Origin of the sequence: Bradyrhizobium sp. SHOUNA76 (assembly GCF_023006445.1) — a bacterium.
Classification (GTDB): Bacteria; Pseudomonadota; Alphaproteobacteria; order Rhizobiales; family Xanthobacteraceae; genus Bradyrhizobium.
On record NZ_JALBHA010000013.1, the window covers coordinates 34,207 to 48,488 of the forward strand.

The window sequence follows — 14,282 nt, forward strand, 5'->3', positions numbered from 1 at the left end:
AAATAATCCGCTCGATCTATTTTCCTGCTCGTTCCGCCTTGCGAAGCCGCTCCCACAAATCTCTGACTTCCAGCTCTAGCTCTGCATGTTTTCCGGCGGCGCTTAAGGCCGCATAAGGCAACAAAAATGCAGCGTTACCTCCAACCACCCACCCGAGATACTCGGGAAAAGACGCGCTTCCATAGTCGAGGTAATTCCAGGAGCGCGGCATCCACGACAGAGCATGGACGGTGCCGCAATAAACGCAAATGCCGGTGCCCAGCATCGCCGGCAGAACGATGAGCCGGTGTTTCCAAGTAAACTGTGAGCCGATTTCGTGAGCCCACTGCCGGTCAAAATAGATGATGCAATAAAAAAGTACGGTGCAGACCCCCACGGCTGAATACACCAGCGCGTGAAGTAAGAAAGCTACGGTGCTCAAAGCCGCCTCCCCAAAAAGCGTTTCGACTTTACGAAGTATCGGAACCAGCGCAAGATTCATTCACTGCCAGAAAATCTAAAAGCGTTCCCCCGTGCGCCTTGTCGGGCACGGACTCACTGAGCTTTGCGGCGAGCTTTGCCCAAAGGAAGCGGCGAGGAAGCCGGTTGTGCCTGGGCTTTATGGGGCGACCTAATCTGATAAACCGCGACGTTGCGAGCTCACCCCGCTAGTCGGGTTTGTCCTTCAAAACCTGAAAACGGAGACGCAGATGGCGATCGACAACGCTCGCCCCTGCCCTTGTGGTTCGGGGCTTCTCTCACGCTGGGCAAACGATGCCCGCGGTATTCCTCTCGCAAGGGTCTGCCCGAAGTGCGAGGACGAGAAACTCTCTGACTACCGGCCGGAGGTTCTGACCGACAGCAACTACTACGCTGACGAACCGATCGAGCCCGACTGATGGCCAACATGCATCGCCATTGGTACCGCTGCACAGGGGATCGCCTCATGCAGTGGACAAGAGAGGGCCCCGAACCGGAGAACTCTCGCTGCCCGACGTGTGGGCTTCTCCACTTCCCGTGGGCTTCCGAGGACATGACGACCGCCAAGTTCAAGTCGGACAACGGCATCGTCGATCCTCCCAAGTTCGACCTCTTCCGCTGAAATCTCAAACCCCGATGTGCCCCGCTGTGCCTCTCGCAGCGGCGGGAGAACGCGGGCAAGGAGACCCCATGAAGTAATGCTCGAAGTGCGGCAGTCCTTACGAGGATGTCCTGCCCTTCTGCTTGAAGTGCGAAGGGTACGAAGCAATCAGCTATGTCACCGCGGGGAATTACATCTCGGTGACGTATCGGAGGAAGCCCACACCCACGCTATGGCTGGAGAAGAAGTCATGACCTACTCGGTCAAGTTCGAATGTGTCGAGCATCCATGGCGAGGTGGGGTCATCATCTTCGACGACGGCCAGGCCAAGATGAATCTCCACCTCCTGTCCCCTGACAGGCCGGTATCGGTTCAGCTCGAAGGAGCGAAACCGACGCCCGACCAGGTCGAGATGTGCCGCCATCTCTGGGCACGTCTCTACGAGGAGATGGATTTCCGGGTGGCGTCGTTCTGCCCGACCCTCCTACCCCTTAGCCGCCGGATCATGGCGCCAATCGAAACCGTCCCGGCCGCCTAGGCCGGGATTTTCGTCATCAGCCAAGCGTCGAAGGTCGAGCCGAATTTGCCAGTCGTCTGCAGGTATGCCGCGATATTCAACCGCTTGTGCCCCTCTATCAGGATGTAGCCGGCTGGAACGTCTGCAGCGCCGCGGTACTCCCGCTTAAGATGACCGTCGCGGTTATCAAGGATGACGATGGGTTGCGGAAAGCTCCTGTTGTCCATCATGTATCGCGGGAGCTCGTGAATCTCACCAAGCTCGTCATTGTGGCACGTGTAGTCGCCATCCTCGATGTTTTCCCGCAGCGTTGCGTCGAAGTTGCCCCACTCGGTCCGCAACTCGAAGAGTCGCTCTGACGGCCACTGCACGCGCTCAAACTTGTAGTTCTTGGACCTGAGGTATCGGTACGGGGATCGCCCCCAGTTCTCATGTATCCAAAACTGAGCGGTGTTCTCGGGAACCGAAGAGAAGTGCTCTTTCGCGCTCGCCCACCATTCTGGGAACTTATTCAGATCGACGGCGCCAAATTCATCCTTCGGCGGCGTGAGATGTTTCGGGTAGTTGTCCATCGGCTATCAAATAGGCTGCTTGCTTGACAAGATTCAAGACCTGTGCGCGTGATGGCGCTGCGTCATAGTACGCGCATCGGGGGCCGATCGTTCGCAAAACAGTCCGGCCCCTTTTGCTGCTTGCTTAAGCACCCTTCTACATCGACATGCACTTTTTGTTTGACGAGATTCGAGGCATGACTCATGCTTGTCTCGCGAACGAAAGATACGACTGTGCATCAAGAACATTGGCCCTACCACCCTGTCGAACATGCTTCGGACCCGAAGCCCGCGCGGTACTGGACGAGCGCAACGTTCCCGAGTTCGTCGGCAAGGTAGACGAGAAGCTCGACATCGACGAGGCACGCGAAGCCGCACAGCATTTTGCCGACATGTTCGGCCATGTGGTCACGCTCGAAGTCACCGACGAGGACGAAGAAGAGCTGGACGCCGAGAGCTTTCGGCCCGAGCACGACAATGAAATTGATTTCTAAGACAAACGATAAGAGAAGATAGAAATGTGGGACACACACCTACGACCTGGAAAGAAAATGGCAACGCTCAAATCGTAACCAACTCGCCATCAGAGTTTGAGGTAGCCGACTGTATCACCGACGACCGCATCAATGCCAGCGGTGAGCAGCAAGCCAACGCCGCCCATATCGTCAAATGCGTTAATGCGCATGATGAGTTGGTGGCCGCCAATATGGCAGCAGAACGCGCAATATCACGTCTAGTGAATACAAGCCCTGACATCTACACCAAGGAAAGCCATAAAGAGCTTATGGATGCGTGGGGGCTTCCTGGTGAAGCTCGGTTGAAAGTCGAGCATGCCGCTCTCGCCAAAGCGGAGGGCAAGTAGATGCCCCGCATTATCCTCACCGAGGTCGAAGTGACATTCAAGCGCGTCCGCAGGGCTGACCTAGCGTGCTACCCCCACATCTTCGTCCACGAGGGCGCGGACGCGGCCGTGGACAAGGCCAAGACCAACACCCTGACCGGTTGGGAGCCTTACGGTGAACCCGAGTACCGCGCCGTTTCAAGTCGTGAGGTCGAAAGCGCGCCGAACGTAGATGCGATTGTCTAACCTGCTTTAGCCGCCGCGGGCGGAGGCCAGTTATCTTCGCCCTGCTCTTCTTCATATGGCTCTGCGTTGGCAATCAGTTCGGCGCGAATTCTAACGACCTGGTCCTTTAGCTTTACGCACTCGGCCGTCGTTGCCTTTACCTGTTCAATGCTGAAGACATTGTCGCCATGCTTCTGGTGGTCGAAATCGTCCAGGTACTCCACGTTGTCGGGTGTAACGCCAACCCGATACGGTGCAATCGGTCGACCTTTGAAGGACGCCTGATAGGCCTCGCCATGGACAAGGTAATTGCGCTTTGTCTTTAGCGCCCGCATATCCGCGTAAAGGCGTGTGAGCTCGGTCTTGTATTCTTCGAGCGCTTCTGATGCGTTGCAGCGCTCTTCGAACCACTGAATCTTCCTTCCAAACGTCCGCTCGGCGTAGTCTTCGAACAGATATTCAAGCGGCTCCTCGGATATCATTTCCCCTAGGAGCAGCATCGAAAACTCAAGCCGCCCCATCTCAGTCAGGAAATTACCCAGCTCCCTGTGCATACGGTCGAGCGGGGTTGCCGCCCGTCGCCGTTGCTTTCTACGCCGCTGTGCTTTTCGGCCCTTCTTTGCCATCGCCGGTCACTCAAGGAATATCTCCCTTCCTACTACCACCAATTGAATATGGCTTGTTCAGGAAATACTCGCGGTTGCCCGTTGCAGCTTTAGCGTATTGGTCAATCGCAACCATGATGGCTTCGACGTGTGCGCGGCACCACCATTCTCGCGTAGCCAGGCGGCAGACCTCGTCCAACGCCTTGAGGAAGGGAGAAAGGTTGGGCTCGTCGGAGTGATACCTGAGGGCTACCGCTTCCGGGCTCCCAGCACTCGGCGAGCGTTGGGGCCCGGCTCGGCTTTCTTGAGAGCGTCCCTCTGCTCGCAAAGGGTGTCGATCTTGGTGAGCATCCGCTCCAGCAGTATTCGGCCGATGCCGTGGATATCCCTGCCCCGCTGAAGCTGGAGGATCTCTTTACGCTGGCGCCCGACCTGGACGCGCATGTGCTCGATTTCCCGACGAACGAGGTCGATGTCTGGCATGGCCTCACCAAAATCACGGAAGCCATCACCAGAACAAAAACGGAACGAAGAGTCGAGTCTGACGTTGATGGGAAAAGGAGATTCAGATGGCAGACGACATCCAAAAGCACCCGAAAGACTGGGTTTCCAGCGACGACCCCGTGACCAGCGCCCAGGCTTCCTGCCTCAAGATCCTCGTCGAGCAGGCCCACAGGCCGGTTCCCAAGCCCGAGACCAAGGCTGATGCATCCGAACTCATCGACAAGCTCAAGCACAAAGTAGAACTGGAGGATTAGCCGCCTCGCCGAAGCGCTATTGAAGAACCCCGCCCACCCGATGGCTGGGTCAGTGGCTCTCCAACAGACACGGGCGACCACGGGCACCTTTCGGGTCTCGACCCAGCGACCCAAAAGGAAAAAGGGTCTGCCCGAAGGCAGACCCTTTCCAGACTTAAGGCCCGAAGATTCGGCTAAGCAGAGACCACCCGAAGGATAGTTTCAGCTTGAAGCGAACCGTCGAGCCATCCGCCTTGCCGGCTTCGTAGGCGAAAGAAGCGAGCACGCTCTTACTCCAACTTTATGCGTGCGGCCCATCGGGCAGAGAGTTCCACGCACCAGCCGACACCGGGAGAGTAGGTTTTAATTTTCTCAGAACCGCGGCCCCCCGGTGCCTCTCTGAGCTCTTGAAGCCATCGCTGGCCAATGAGGGTTTGATACCCGAAGCGGAATCCCGACTTCAATAGGAACTCCGAGTTATGCACGTACGACACGTGAGCATTGACGAGATTCAGACGTCGGAGCAGGATTCGCGAGTTCGCGTATGGTGAGAGTGTTGGCAGGCGCGGCGACGACCGGTTGGTGGTTCGAGTCCACCCTCTCACCCATCTGCTGCAGATTGCGAGGTCATCATGACGGTCTTCGCGTAAGAGGCATTGAAAGTCTGGCCAGCACAAAGGGCAGGGTGCGAACGACCGCAGAACAGACCCGCACGCAATCCGCACGCAAACGCTGCCCTTCACTGCATTTTGCTGCTATTTACTGCCCCGACCCGCCCAGGGCGTAACTAAATCGCTGAATGTTCTCAGGAGGATAAGATAAATGCGTTATCTCCACACGATAACGCACGAATGAACGACCACTCCCACTACCGCTTCAACAATTCACTGACGTCGACGCCAAGCGCTTTGGCGAGCTTTCCCAACATTGTAACTGACGCGCTGTAACTGCCGGTCTCAAGCTGACTGATATAGCTCCGGTCCACTTTTGCCCGAAAAGAGAGCTCTTCTTGGCTCAACTTTCTTTCGTGGCGAACCCGCCGCAGATTCCGAGCAACGATTTGCTTCATCTCGTCCATCGAAGGCGAGATGCTTCTTGTTGAGTAAACTCATCAATTGAGTATACTCAACAAAAAGGAGAGCCGCGCGTGTTGGCTGATCTTGAACCCTTCGTTGAATTACCTGGACATCAATGCGCCGGGGACGCGGGCGATGTGTTCCGTTTCGGATACCGTTGCAAGCGAACAGGCGCTCCGCTCGCAATTGTTGAAATCCCGGCTTCGACGGTCGCCAAGTTCGTTCGATTGAAGACCTCGGTTCGAGTGACGACCGATGGAAAGGTCGTCGCCGAGGCTGAAATTGCAAACGATCACGGCGCGCTTGGCCGCAGTTCTGAAGAAACATCCGTGGTCCAACTGATTGAAGAAACCTTGCACGTCGACAACCTGCGCATGGAGGAGGCCAGCCCGCGCGAACTGAAGAGCTTGCTCCATGAGCTCGAGGTTTCCATCCAGCGGGTTAGGGCTGCGCTCGCCGCCATGCATGCAGAAGGGCTCACGGCGTCGATCTCGGCGTAAGACGATCCCGTTCTGGAAGTCCCCCGGAACCCGTTAGCGGCGGAGTGGCAGATATGTGTGTGCGTGAACCGCCCATCACCGCTTTGCGCTCTATAGCTCATTGAGGAGTATGAACTGCTCCGGCTGTGATCTTCTGCGCTTGCGACCGACCTTGATCCTGATTTTCGGTCCAGCCACGCCATGGACGGTCCGCCACCCCGCGCCCGCAAACTCTGGGCGAAGTCGATGGCAATCACGAGATCATGTCTCGCGTCATCCCTGTCGGGGGAGCACAACACGGCTGTTCGCGTGACCGATGTTGAAGTGATCCGCAGCGCCCCAGTCGAGTCGAGCCTGTTGCCGAGGCCTTCCTCCATTTATTGCATCAGGTCGCGGATGACTGCCTCTGATCGGTGATCTCCGCGCGGCCCACAAGCGCAACGATGAACCGGAATTGCTGGCGGTCGGGGAATGCCTTGCCGCCGACCCGATCTCGCGTGGCGGCGTAGAGTTCGCCTGGCTGGCTTACCCTCGCGCGCGACGCCTTGGTGCCCCGAGGCGCACCTCGATCACCCCTGGTCATCCACCGCCCGGCGAGCGCCGCATCTGGTGCGCATCGGCTGCCAACGCGACCGTCAGAGAAGTTCGACGCGCGATCAGTCGTAACCCCGGCCTGCTCTGTGGCTCTGTGGCTGCCAACGTGCCGAATATATCCAATTGCATCGCTGGCGGTTGTCGATCCACCCGACCCTTCGCTTCGATTCGTCCTCGTCGACACCACGCGTGACGCGGCTCCTGTCTGAGACGATCGCGAATATTTCAAGTCAACGAACCATCGCCAGTTTGCTGATGCGATCGGCAAACGCCAACAATGCCTTAAATCCCGATTGGTGACATCGCGGCCCTCGGTATCTCCAACCCTTGGATGTGCAGACAACCACTTAGCCATCCCGTGGTGCCAGTGCTTTTATCTTGCCCTCACTCCCCCTGCTTTTTTTGCTTTCCTCTCTTTTGCGATAGCGATCGTTACCCGAAGGGCCGAGACACCCGTAGGGTGGCTCGGTGAGGAGCAAAGCGACGAGTAGAGCGCGGGCCGAAGGCATCGCCCGTACGCCATCAGCACGCTATTCGTACAAAAATCGAGCGCTCGACACGCTTCTAAGCCATCAATTCCAGCCTCTGAGCTCTCCATGGAATGGCGCAAATACCAATGACGATGGAGCGATTTTCGGTATCTGAACGAAGAGAAAAAGCCACGGAAACGACCTTGGCACCAAGCAAATTCCACAGCGTGCGAGAGCGTTCATCGATAGAAATGAGATGTCTCGCAGGCTGTTCAGCCACCCTCACCCTTCTGCGCGCACCCAGTTGTGGGCGCTCTTGCAACAGTCGGCGATATCCAGAATCTTGTATCCGAGACAGAAAAATGGGCTCCCGCGCGATGCGCGAGAGCCCACCATTTCGACCTATCGACAGGATTCCAGATCACGAAGAATGCCGTCGCTGTTAAGGCCAATCGTTCGACCAAGGTTTGCGCAGAGCTTGCGGACCCCAAGGCCGGGTGCTGCGAGTGATAGGCTGATGTAGTCCCTTCCGTAGTTCTCGCCGCTCAGAATCCGACCGGATTCCGATCTCAAGTCCCTGGGAGAATATGCGGAAATCTGCTGGGTTATCGCCGGACTTGTCGCGGTTCGGCACGATGTCGATGTCGGCGCGAACCGGCGCAATATGAGCTGCCCCCTTAAGCCGCCGTAAGTTGTGCGGGTGACGAATCCGATCGCGGTCATGGTCTGTCTCCTTCGTTGCCGCAAGGTGCCGATGCCCTGCGATGGCGAGACCGTCATGGCGGCCGGACCACATCCCAACCCTTGGGGCGAAGCGCAGCGGAGCACCTGAGCCCGCTCTTTTTTTTGCAGCGAAGCGACCGCGAGGAGCCGGCCTGCCGGCGGGGAAAAAGGAAGCGTGCGAGGGTTTCGGGTGGGGGACGGCCGCCATAGGTCGTAGCGCCACAAGCAGGGTATCGTGCCCTTCGGGCGAAGTTGCCAGGCCTTGCCGCGGAGCACCAGTCGCCCCGCAAAGCGGCGCTTCGACCGCGATTCGATGTATGCGCGAACTCGAGTTCTCCGCGATGCAGAGCCGATTATCTCGACGGCAAAGCGGCTCAGTTTCGCATCCAAGGCGCGGTCCTCAAGTCGAATTTGGCGCGATCAATCGGCCGCGGAGACGGCGATTGAGTTCACGAACCGCCCGACGGAAAGCGCAGCCGCGAGCTTAATTCATTCCCAACTCGGCGCCTCGAACCGGCTTTAAGTTGCGCCACGAATCCGTGGCTACGCGCCTTCCTTTCGAGGGAAGAAAATGCCCTTCTGCCGTCCTTCAAAGCGGGCAGGGAACGCAAAAAAGCCCCGCCTCGAGGAGGCGGGGCCGATGATCCTCGGGGTCAATCGCCGTTGCGGCGCGACCAGATCAGGCTGAAACCCTCCTCGCCTTCGACTTTAACTAGCGAGGCGTAGATCGGAGCCGGGAAGCTCGGATCGTCAAGCTTGACCGAGAGATATTCGCGGTCGCTGTCGCGGACGGTCTTCTTCCAGGCGGCGCCAAATTCGGTGGATCCAGCGAAAATCCGGTAGTCGGGAGCCTTGTCGTTGTCCTTCTCGGAGGCCGTGAACTTGGCCTTGATGTTCAACGTCAGCGTCTTGATCGAGCCGGTGTAGCCGTTGTCCGAAGCGGTGAAAGTGCCGATGGTCGCCATGGTGATCTCCGTCCGTCTGTTGCTCGGGCCGCGCCCATCGCAGCCTCGATGGCGATCCTTGGCCCGGGGAGCGATCGGCCCGCAGCCCTTGGGCCCGCAGCGCAGCGGAGGACGGCGAAAGCCTGCTTTTGTGTCTTGCGCGAGGAATGCCGCCGCTTGGCGGCAGGGGAAAAAAGCAGGCGTGAGCTGTTGCGGGAAGGCGATCGAGGCTCTTGCCGTCCCTCGGGCCCGATGAGCCATTCGTGGATGCGTTGGACGCGAGCCATGACCGAACTGACGGCGATTATCGTGGCTACCAACGCCCAGTGCAGCATCGGAAAACGGCGTGGATCGATCAAAAAGAAGCGACGTCCGCGCATCCATCGCGAGCACGGCAAACCGAACAAACCAAGCGAACCCGACCGCATTTTCAGACTGGGAAACGACGGCGCCGACCAGAATTGTTCGCGCGATTGCGCTTTGAATACGCGAGATCTGGACATCATCCGGTCCCCAATCCGATCGCTTCGCCGCTGCAAAAGGAGGGCGCGGCACAGCCTCATAGGTCGCTGCCAGCCGCGCAGATCGGACGGATCGTGGCCCGCTTTTGGAGACGGGCTGGCGAGCGTCATCGCACGCGTCGCCTCGATTAGCGGGCCGCGCACCGTCAGGTGCGCGGCCCGAATTTGACGCTTGCCGGGGCCGCCTCGACCCCCGGCTCATCTCTTACTCCGCTGCTTGCGAGCGGAAATCACGGCCTTCCGCCTTGTCCGGCGCACCGGCCCGATCCTTCGTTTTGGCCGTGCGCAGCAACGGCGGCAACCAGTCGGTTGCCGTCAGCAACTGCTCGGCGGCGGCCGCCATCTCGACCTTTTTCATTGCGGAGATGCGTTCGGCGGCCTCCTCGCTAACGCCTTCGCGGACGGCGTCAAGGATGCCCGCCTTGGTAACCCGGCCGAGATAATTCCGCACGGTCGGCCGCCAGAATCGGGGGCATGTCGAGGGCGACGGCTCCGGCCAAACGGCTAGCCGCTGCCAACGCGCGCGGCCTAAGGTCAAACGGCAATTTGACCGCATTGACCGTCAATGCTGTACAATGGGCGAACAGCGCCATGCGGCTGTCGTGGTCGAGTTCGACCACAAAGTCCCACAGCTTGGCGACGTCCCGGGGCATTTGCCTCGCCCAATTGGCATGACGATCCGACCACGTTTTCCCAGCCGGCGTATCTTCGATGCCGACCGCATGCGTCGCCAAATCCGTCTTTACGGGTTGGATGCCGACCACCTGGGCATTGGCCCCGACATAGAAAATTTGCGCGGCGAGTGCGTGGGTGACTACCACAATGGCGACATCAGGCTGCTCACCCAAATTGAGACGCAGCCCCAAGGTACGGTGCGCGGTGAGGTCACGAACGAGCGTGTCGGACAGCCTCTGTTCTTCCTCTTCCTCCTCGTCTTCTGCGTCCTCTGTTTCACCGTCCCGTGGGGCCTGATTGTCCCCTTCGCTCTCCTCTCCCGAGGCCTGAGCGTCCCCTTCCTGCCCGGCTTCGGGATGTGATTTGTCGTCCTCGGGGCGAATGAAACCGCGCTCGATCCTGATAGTACCGTCGTGATTGAGGATCACGAACGCGCCGCCGCGCGCGACATCACTGAGATCGTAGCCCTGCCGTTTCGCCTCTAGCTGCTCGATTTGGGTCTCCAATTCACCGAACCGGGCATCCACCTCATCAGGCAGTTCGTCAGCCGTTTGATGCTGTTCGGTCAGCCAGTCGAACTCGGTCTGGAGCGCATGAAGGGCGGACCGATCCTCGGCTGAAAGCTCGACCGGATGCGGGTAGGCGCGGCGCATACCGTGGGCATGCGGGAAGTCGAGATGGGGCTCGGTCCACTTCCATCCCTCGGCCGCCCGCAAGGCGTCCGCCTCGCGACCGAGCCGTGCCGTCACCAAGAGATCGAGCAACGCAACATCTTCGAGATAGCCGCCACTATCCTCGGTGAAGAGGTCGCGCAGGATCGTTCCGCCCGCCTCCACATAAGCCGCCAGCCCAACAAACCGCGCCCGGCGCTCCGTGGCCGCGACATGAGTTTCGGTGAGGAGACGACGGATGGTGCCGGCATCGCGGTCGTAGGACAGGCGCTCATGGACGCTTTCCTGACGGGTCTGATCGTCGGTGATGGCAAAGGCCATCAACTGCTCTAGGGTCAGGTCGCCGTCGCGATAGAGCTGGATCAGTTTGGGGGAAACCGCCGCCAATCTCAGCCGTTGCCGCACCACGTGAGCCGTCACCCCAAAGCGCCCGGCGATCTCCTCCGGGCCGAAACCACGCTCGTCCGCGAGCTTCCTGAACGCCTCGAACTGGTCGGCGGGATGCATGTTTTGTCGGGTGACATTCTCGTCCAAGCTGATCTCGTGGGGGTCATTCGTGGTGTCGACGATGCAGCGGATCGGCTCAGTCTTCTTTATCTCCTTCTCTTTCACCCGCAGCAGCTGGGCAAGCCGTCTGCCCTCGCCGATGGTCACCAAATAGAACCCCGTGGCCGTTCCCTCTCCGTCCAGCTCGGGCTCAACCACCAGATTCTGCAGGATACCCTTGGCGGCGATACTCGCCGCATACCCCTCAATCGCCGCCTCGCTATGCGGCACTTTGCGCGCATTGTTCGGGGATTTCTTCAGCTTGTTGAGCGGAATGAGAACCTCCGTCCCGCTCGCGGGAACGATTTCAACCGATTTGGCCGACATGATCATTCTTCCTTTTGCTTCCATGGGTGCAAGGCGCACTACGCGCCTGCACCCCTGCCCGTCGGCGAGACCGGGGGTAGCAAGTGCCAGGGCGACCCGAGCGGAGGGGGATCACCCGCCCGCAAGGGCCGCTCGCAAGAAGCGGGTCTGCACAAGCGTGTGTGGCATGCAGTCAAAGTCGACAGGATGAGCGAAGCGCGGAAGACCGGGGAGACCGCTCGGGTCGGCGCCGGCGCCAGCCGGCGCTTTACCCTGGCGCGCGCGAGGGGCGGCGCCCCTTAGATCTCAAGCGTTGGAATATTGAGCAAGTCAGCGCAGGTGAGAACAAGGCAAGAGTGAGAGAATCAAAAGAGGCACCCGCAGGAGGGTCAGCATAGCGCCGACGCGGTACGCGGCGGGACCCGGGACCGAGTGCAGTCGCGAGACCGGTTAACGAGGCACCCGCGCGACGGGCAGTGATAGCGGTGCCGCGAAGCGGCAGCCCTTCGTGCGAGTGCCTCCGGCGAGCGACACATTATATCTGCTTGCGTGAGGGATCGAAGCCGAAGGCCGAGACGCGAGGCGACTCGGTTCACGAGAGCCCGCTGTGGCGACAGCCGCACGCACCTAAATCAAAATCAATAAGACAGCGGCGGAAGAGTGAGCTGATCCAAATTCCACCTTCGGCCTTCGAACGATTTCGTCGCATCTCAAGACAATGTGAGCCGCCTGATCGGGCTTGATCCTCCTTGCCCGATCGCTTTCCTACAAGGCGGCAGCTTGATCTCAATGCCGCTGCTTGCAGTTGCGCCGGCCGACGAAAGTGCGATCTTCCAAGTGCCTTGGCGTGATGCTGTCACGACTGGATCGTTCGGATGGAGTTTGTTCGGAGCAGCATTGGCCAGCGCCTGGTGTCGCGTGACCAGGCTGCCTCATACTGTGGTCTGTCCGTTAACACTTTCTCGAGGTGGGTAAAGATCGGAAGATTACCCTCTGCTCTTTCCGGCACATCGCGATGGGACTTGAAAGCGATTGATCTCGCGTTAGACTCGCTGAGCGGGTTACCCAGCACTCAAACTTCCGACGTTGCGACATCTGCCCTGGACGAGTGGAGAGCGAAGCGTGCGCGTCAATCTCAAAGGCATTCATAAAGTAAAGGTGACGCTCTCAAGCGGCGAACCAAAGACGTACTATTACGCCTATCGTGGCGGCCCCCAGATCAAAGCAGAACCGGGTACGCCTGACTTTGTCCAGCAATACCAAGAGGCACATTCGAATCTTCGGCAGCCCCGCGCTGGCACCTTCATGTCAATCATCGCGCGATACAAGACGGCACCGGAATTTACCAAGATCGCTGTGTCCACCCGCCGTGACTACCTCAGATACATCAAGCTCATCGAAGATGAATTCGCTGATCTGCCGATCGCCGCTCTCGCCGATCGCAGGATTCGTGGCGATTTCAAAAGCTGGCGCGACAAATACGCCAACACGCCGCGCAAAGCAGATCTTGCCTGGACGGTGCTGGCGCGCATTCTGTCTTTCGCGAAAGATCGGGGCATTATCGCCAGCAATCCTTGCGAGCGCGGAGGTCGGCTCTACGCCGCAGACCGGCGGGACAAGATCTGGACCGAACAGGACATTGCCGCAGTTCTATCGGTTGCATCCGAAGAGATCAGGCTGGCGCTGATCTTGGCTTTGTGGAGCGGTCAACGACAAGGCGACCTCTTGCGCTTGCCGTGGTCAGCCTATGAGAGTCCTCACATTCGTCTCCGCCAGTCGAAAGGCGGGCGGCGCGTGGTGATGCCTGCTGGCACTCCCTTGAGAGCCTTGCTCGACACCACGAAGCGCCGTGGACCTCTGATCCTGACAAATACGCTCGGCCGGCCCTGGACGTCGGATGGTTTTCGGTCGTCGTGGGCAAAGGCCTGCGAACGGGCGGGCATTGGCGACCTGACGTTTCACGATCTGAGAGGCACCGCGGTGGTTCGGCTGGCGATTGCTGGCGCGAGCGTGCCGCAGATCGCGGCTGTGACCGGCCACTCGCTAAAGGACGTCGAGGCCATTCTGGATGCGCACTATCTAGGCCGCGACATTCAGCTCGCCGAAGCTGCGGTGCTCAAGCTCGAAGCGAGAACAAAACTGTAAAACGACCTGTAAAATGAGGTCGCTTACTCTACCAAGCCAGATCTTAAGTGCTTGATTTATTTGGTGGGCGCACCAGGGCTCGAACCTGGGACCCGCTGATTAAGAGTCAGCTGCTCTACCAACTGAGCTATGCGCCCGAAGGCCGGTCAAAGCCTTGCGAGGCCGGTCGTTTAGCAAAGCGATCCGGGTCTGGCAAGCGATCGGACACAAGTTTTCCAAGGTTCTTCCACAGGCCCGGAAAAGCGAAAAGCCGCTGGATTCCAGCGGCTTCGCCAAGGTTAATCGTGGCAGAATCCCTGATGGCTCAGAGCCGGCCTTCGCGGTCGCGGTCCGGACCGCTGTCGCGCTCGAAACGGTCGTGGTGAAAATGGTCCATGCCGCGCTCCATCATCCGGTCCATGAAGTGGCGGTGCAGCGGGCCGTCCTCGCCGCCGCCGAACGGGCCGCGGTGGCGGGTCAGCACGGCGAGGCGCCGTTTCTGGCCCTCGTCCAGGGTCTTGTAGAGCGGATCGGCGGCATCGGCGATCTTCTTCAGGGCCGCGGAGCTGGCGCCCATGTCCTCGGCGCGCTGGCGCAGGCGGGCGATCGGATCCTCG

At 59.3% G+C, this 14,282-nt stretch carries 15 protein-coding genes, 1 tRNA gene and 2 pseudogenes; 9 read left to right on the plus strand and 9 right to left on the minus strand.

Annotated elements, in window-relative coordinates; all coding sequences use genetic code 11:
* Positions 1 to 16 precede the first annotated feature (16 nt).
* Positions 17 to 481, minus strand: a complete 465-nt coding sequence (locus MOV74_RS03665) for a hypothetical protein (protein WP_246918012.1) — start codon at positions 479 to 481, stop codon at positions 17 to 19.
* A gap of 208 nt (positions 482 to 689) precedes the next feature.
* On the opposite strand from MOV74_RS03665, the gene MOV74_RS03670 reads away from it, so the two are divergent.
* The 3 genes from MOV74_RS03670 (at position 690) to MOV74_RS03680 (ending at position 1,598) form a co-directional block, all read left to right on the plus strand.
* Positions 690 to 878, plus strand: coding sequence for a hypothetical protein (locus MOV74_RS03670; RefSeq protein WP_246918014.1), 189 nt, complete (start codon positions 690 to 692; stop codon positions 876 to 878).
* Positions 879 to 925: 47 nt separating this feature from the next.
* Positions 926 to 1,081 carry a hypothetical protein gene (locus MOV74_RS03675; RefSeq protein WP_246918016.1) on the plus strand — a complete coding sequence of 52 codons (156 nt, stop codon included), beginning with the start codon at positions 926 to 928 and terminating at the stop codon, positions 1,079 to 1,081.
* Positions 1,082 to 1,310: 229 nt separating this feature from the next.
* Complete coding sequence (locus tag MOV74_RS03680; protein WP_246918019.1) at positions 1,311 to 1,598, plus strand: hypothetical protein; 288 nt, start codon at positions 1,311 to 1,313, stop codon at positions 1,596 to 1,598.
* Here MOV74_RS03680 and MOV74_RS03685 read toward each other — a convergent pair.
* Positions 1,595 to 2,149 carry a hypothetical protein gene (locus MOV74_RS03685; RefSeq protein ID WP_246918022.1) on the minus strand — a complete coding sequence of 185 codons (555 nt, stop codon included), beginning with the start codon at positions 2,147 to 2,149 and terminating at the stop codon, positions 1,595 to 1,597. The two genes, MOV74_RS03680 and MOV74_RS03685, sit on opposite strands and share 4 nt — an antisense overlap.
* Before the next feature lie 155 nt (positions 2,150 to 2,304).
* Here MOV74_RS03685 and MOV74_RS03690 point away from each other — a divergent pair, with 155 nt between their 5' ends.
* From MOV74_RS03690 to MOV74_RS03700, 3 genes are read left to right on the plus strand one after another with little or no spacing between them, the layout of a single operon-like run.
* Positions 2,305 to 2,622, plus strand: coding sequence for a hypothetical protein (locus MOV74_RS03690; protein ID WP_246918023.1), 318 nt, complete (start codon positions 2,305 to 2,307; stop codon positions 2,620 to 2,622).
* A gap of 26 nt (positions 2,623 to 2,648) precedes the next feature.
* Positions 2,649 to 2,990, plus strand: coding sequence for a hypothetical protein (locus tag MOV74_RS03695; RefSeq protein ID WP_246918025.1), 342 nt, complete (start codon positions 2,649 to 2,651; stop codon positions 2,988 to 2,990).
* Positions 2,991 to 3,215 carry a hypothetical protein gene (locus MOV74_RS03700; protein WP_246918027.1) on the plus strand — a complete coding sequence of 75 codons (225 nt, stop codon included), beginning with the start codon at positions 2,991 to 2,993 and terminating at the stop codon, positions 3,213 to 3,215.
* On the opposite strand, the gene MOV74_RS03705 is transcribed toward MOV74_RS03700, so the two are convergent.
* Entirely contained in the window at positions 3,212 to 3,820 is a 609-nt protein-coding gene (locus tag MOV74_RS03705; RefSeq protein WP_246918029.1) for a hypothetical protein, read from the minus strand. The two genes, MOV74_RS03700 and MOV74_RS03705, sit on opposite strands and share 4 nt — an antisense overlap.
* Before the next feature lie 228 nt (positions 3,821 to 4,048).
* The gene (locus MOV74_RS03710) at positions 4,049 to 4,282 is read right to left on the minus strand and encodes a hypothetical protein (RefSeq protein ID WP_246918031.1); all 234 of its coding nucleotides are present in this window, start codon (positions 4,280 to 4,282) and stop codon (positions 4,049 to 4,051) included.
* An 86-nt stretch (positions 4,283 to 4,368) separates the two neighbouring features.
* Here MOV74_RS03710 and MOV74_RS03715 point away from each other — a divergent pair, with 86 nt between their 5' ends.
* On the plus strand, positions 4,369 to 4,557 hold the full coding sequence (locus MOV74_RS03715; protein WP_246918033.1) for a DUF3072 domain-containing protein: 189 nt from the start codon (positions 4,369 to 4,371) through the stop codon (positions 4,555 to 4,557).
* A gap of 847 nt (positions 4,558 to 5,404) precedes the next feature.
* Here the strand turns inward: MOV74_RS03715 and MOV74_RS03720 are convergent.
* Complete coding sequence (locus tag MOV74_RS03720) at positions 5,405 to 5,614, minus strand: helix-turn-helix domain-containing protein (RefSeq protein WP_074131412.1); 210 nt, start codon at positions 5,612 to 5,614, stop codon at positions 5,405 to 5,407.
* A gap of 69 nt (positions 5,615 to 5,683) precedes the next feature.
* Between MOV74_RS03720 and MOV74_RS03725 the strand changes: the two genes are divergently transcribed.
* On the plus strand, positions 5,684 to 6,112 hold the full coding sequence (locus tag MOV74_RS03725) for a hypothetical protein (protein WP_246918035.1): 429 nt from the start codon (positions 5,684 to 5,686) through the stop codon (positions 6,110 to 6,112).
* 2,419 nt (positions 6,113 to 8,531) lie between these two features.
* Here the strand turns inward: MOV74_RS03725 and MOV74_RS03730 are convergent.
* Together MOV74_RS03730 and MOV74_RS03735 are read right to left on the minus strand one after the other, a co-directional pair.
* Positions 8,532 to 8,843: a DUF736 domain-containing protein gene (locus MOV74_RS03730; protein WP_246918037.1), complete on the minus strand. Its 312-nt coding sequence runs from the start codon at positions 8,841 to 8,843 to the stop codon at positions 8,532 to 8,534.
* Between the two features lie 705 nt (positions 8,844 to 9,548).
* Positions 9,549 to 11,562 (minus strand): annotated as a pseudogene (locus tag MOV74_RS03735) (ParB/RepB/Spo0J family partition protein).
* Between the two features lie 1,101 nt (positions 11,563 to 12,663).
* Here MOV74_RS03735 and MOV74_RS03740 point away from each other — a divergent pair.
* Positions 12,664 to 13,686, plus strand: a complete 1,023-nt coding sequence (locus MOV74_RS03740) for a site-specific integrase (protein WP_246918039.1) — start codon at positions 12,664 to 12,666, stop codon at positions 13,684 to 13,686.
* 61 nt (positions 13,687 to 13,747) lie between these two features.
* On the opposite strand, the gene MOV74_RS03745 is transcribed toward MOV74_RS03740, so the two are convergent.
* A tRNA-Lys gene (locus MOV74_RS03745) sits at positions 13,748 to 13,823 on the minus strand.
* Positions 13,824 to 13,990: 167 nt separating this feature from the next.
* Positions 13,991 to 14,282, minus strand: a pseudogene (locus tag MOV74_RS03750) (hypothetical protein); the annotation flags it as partial.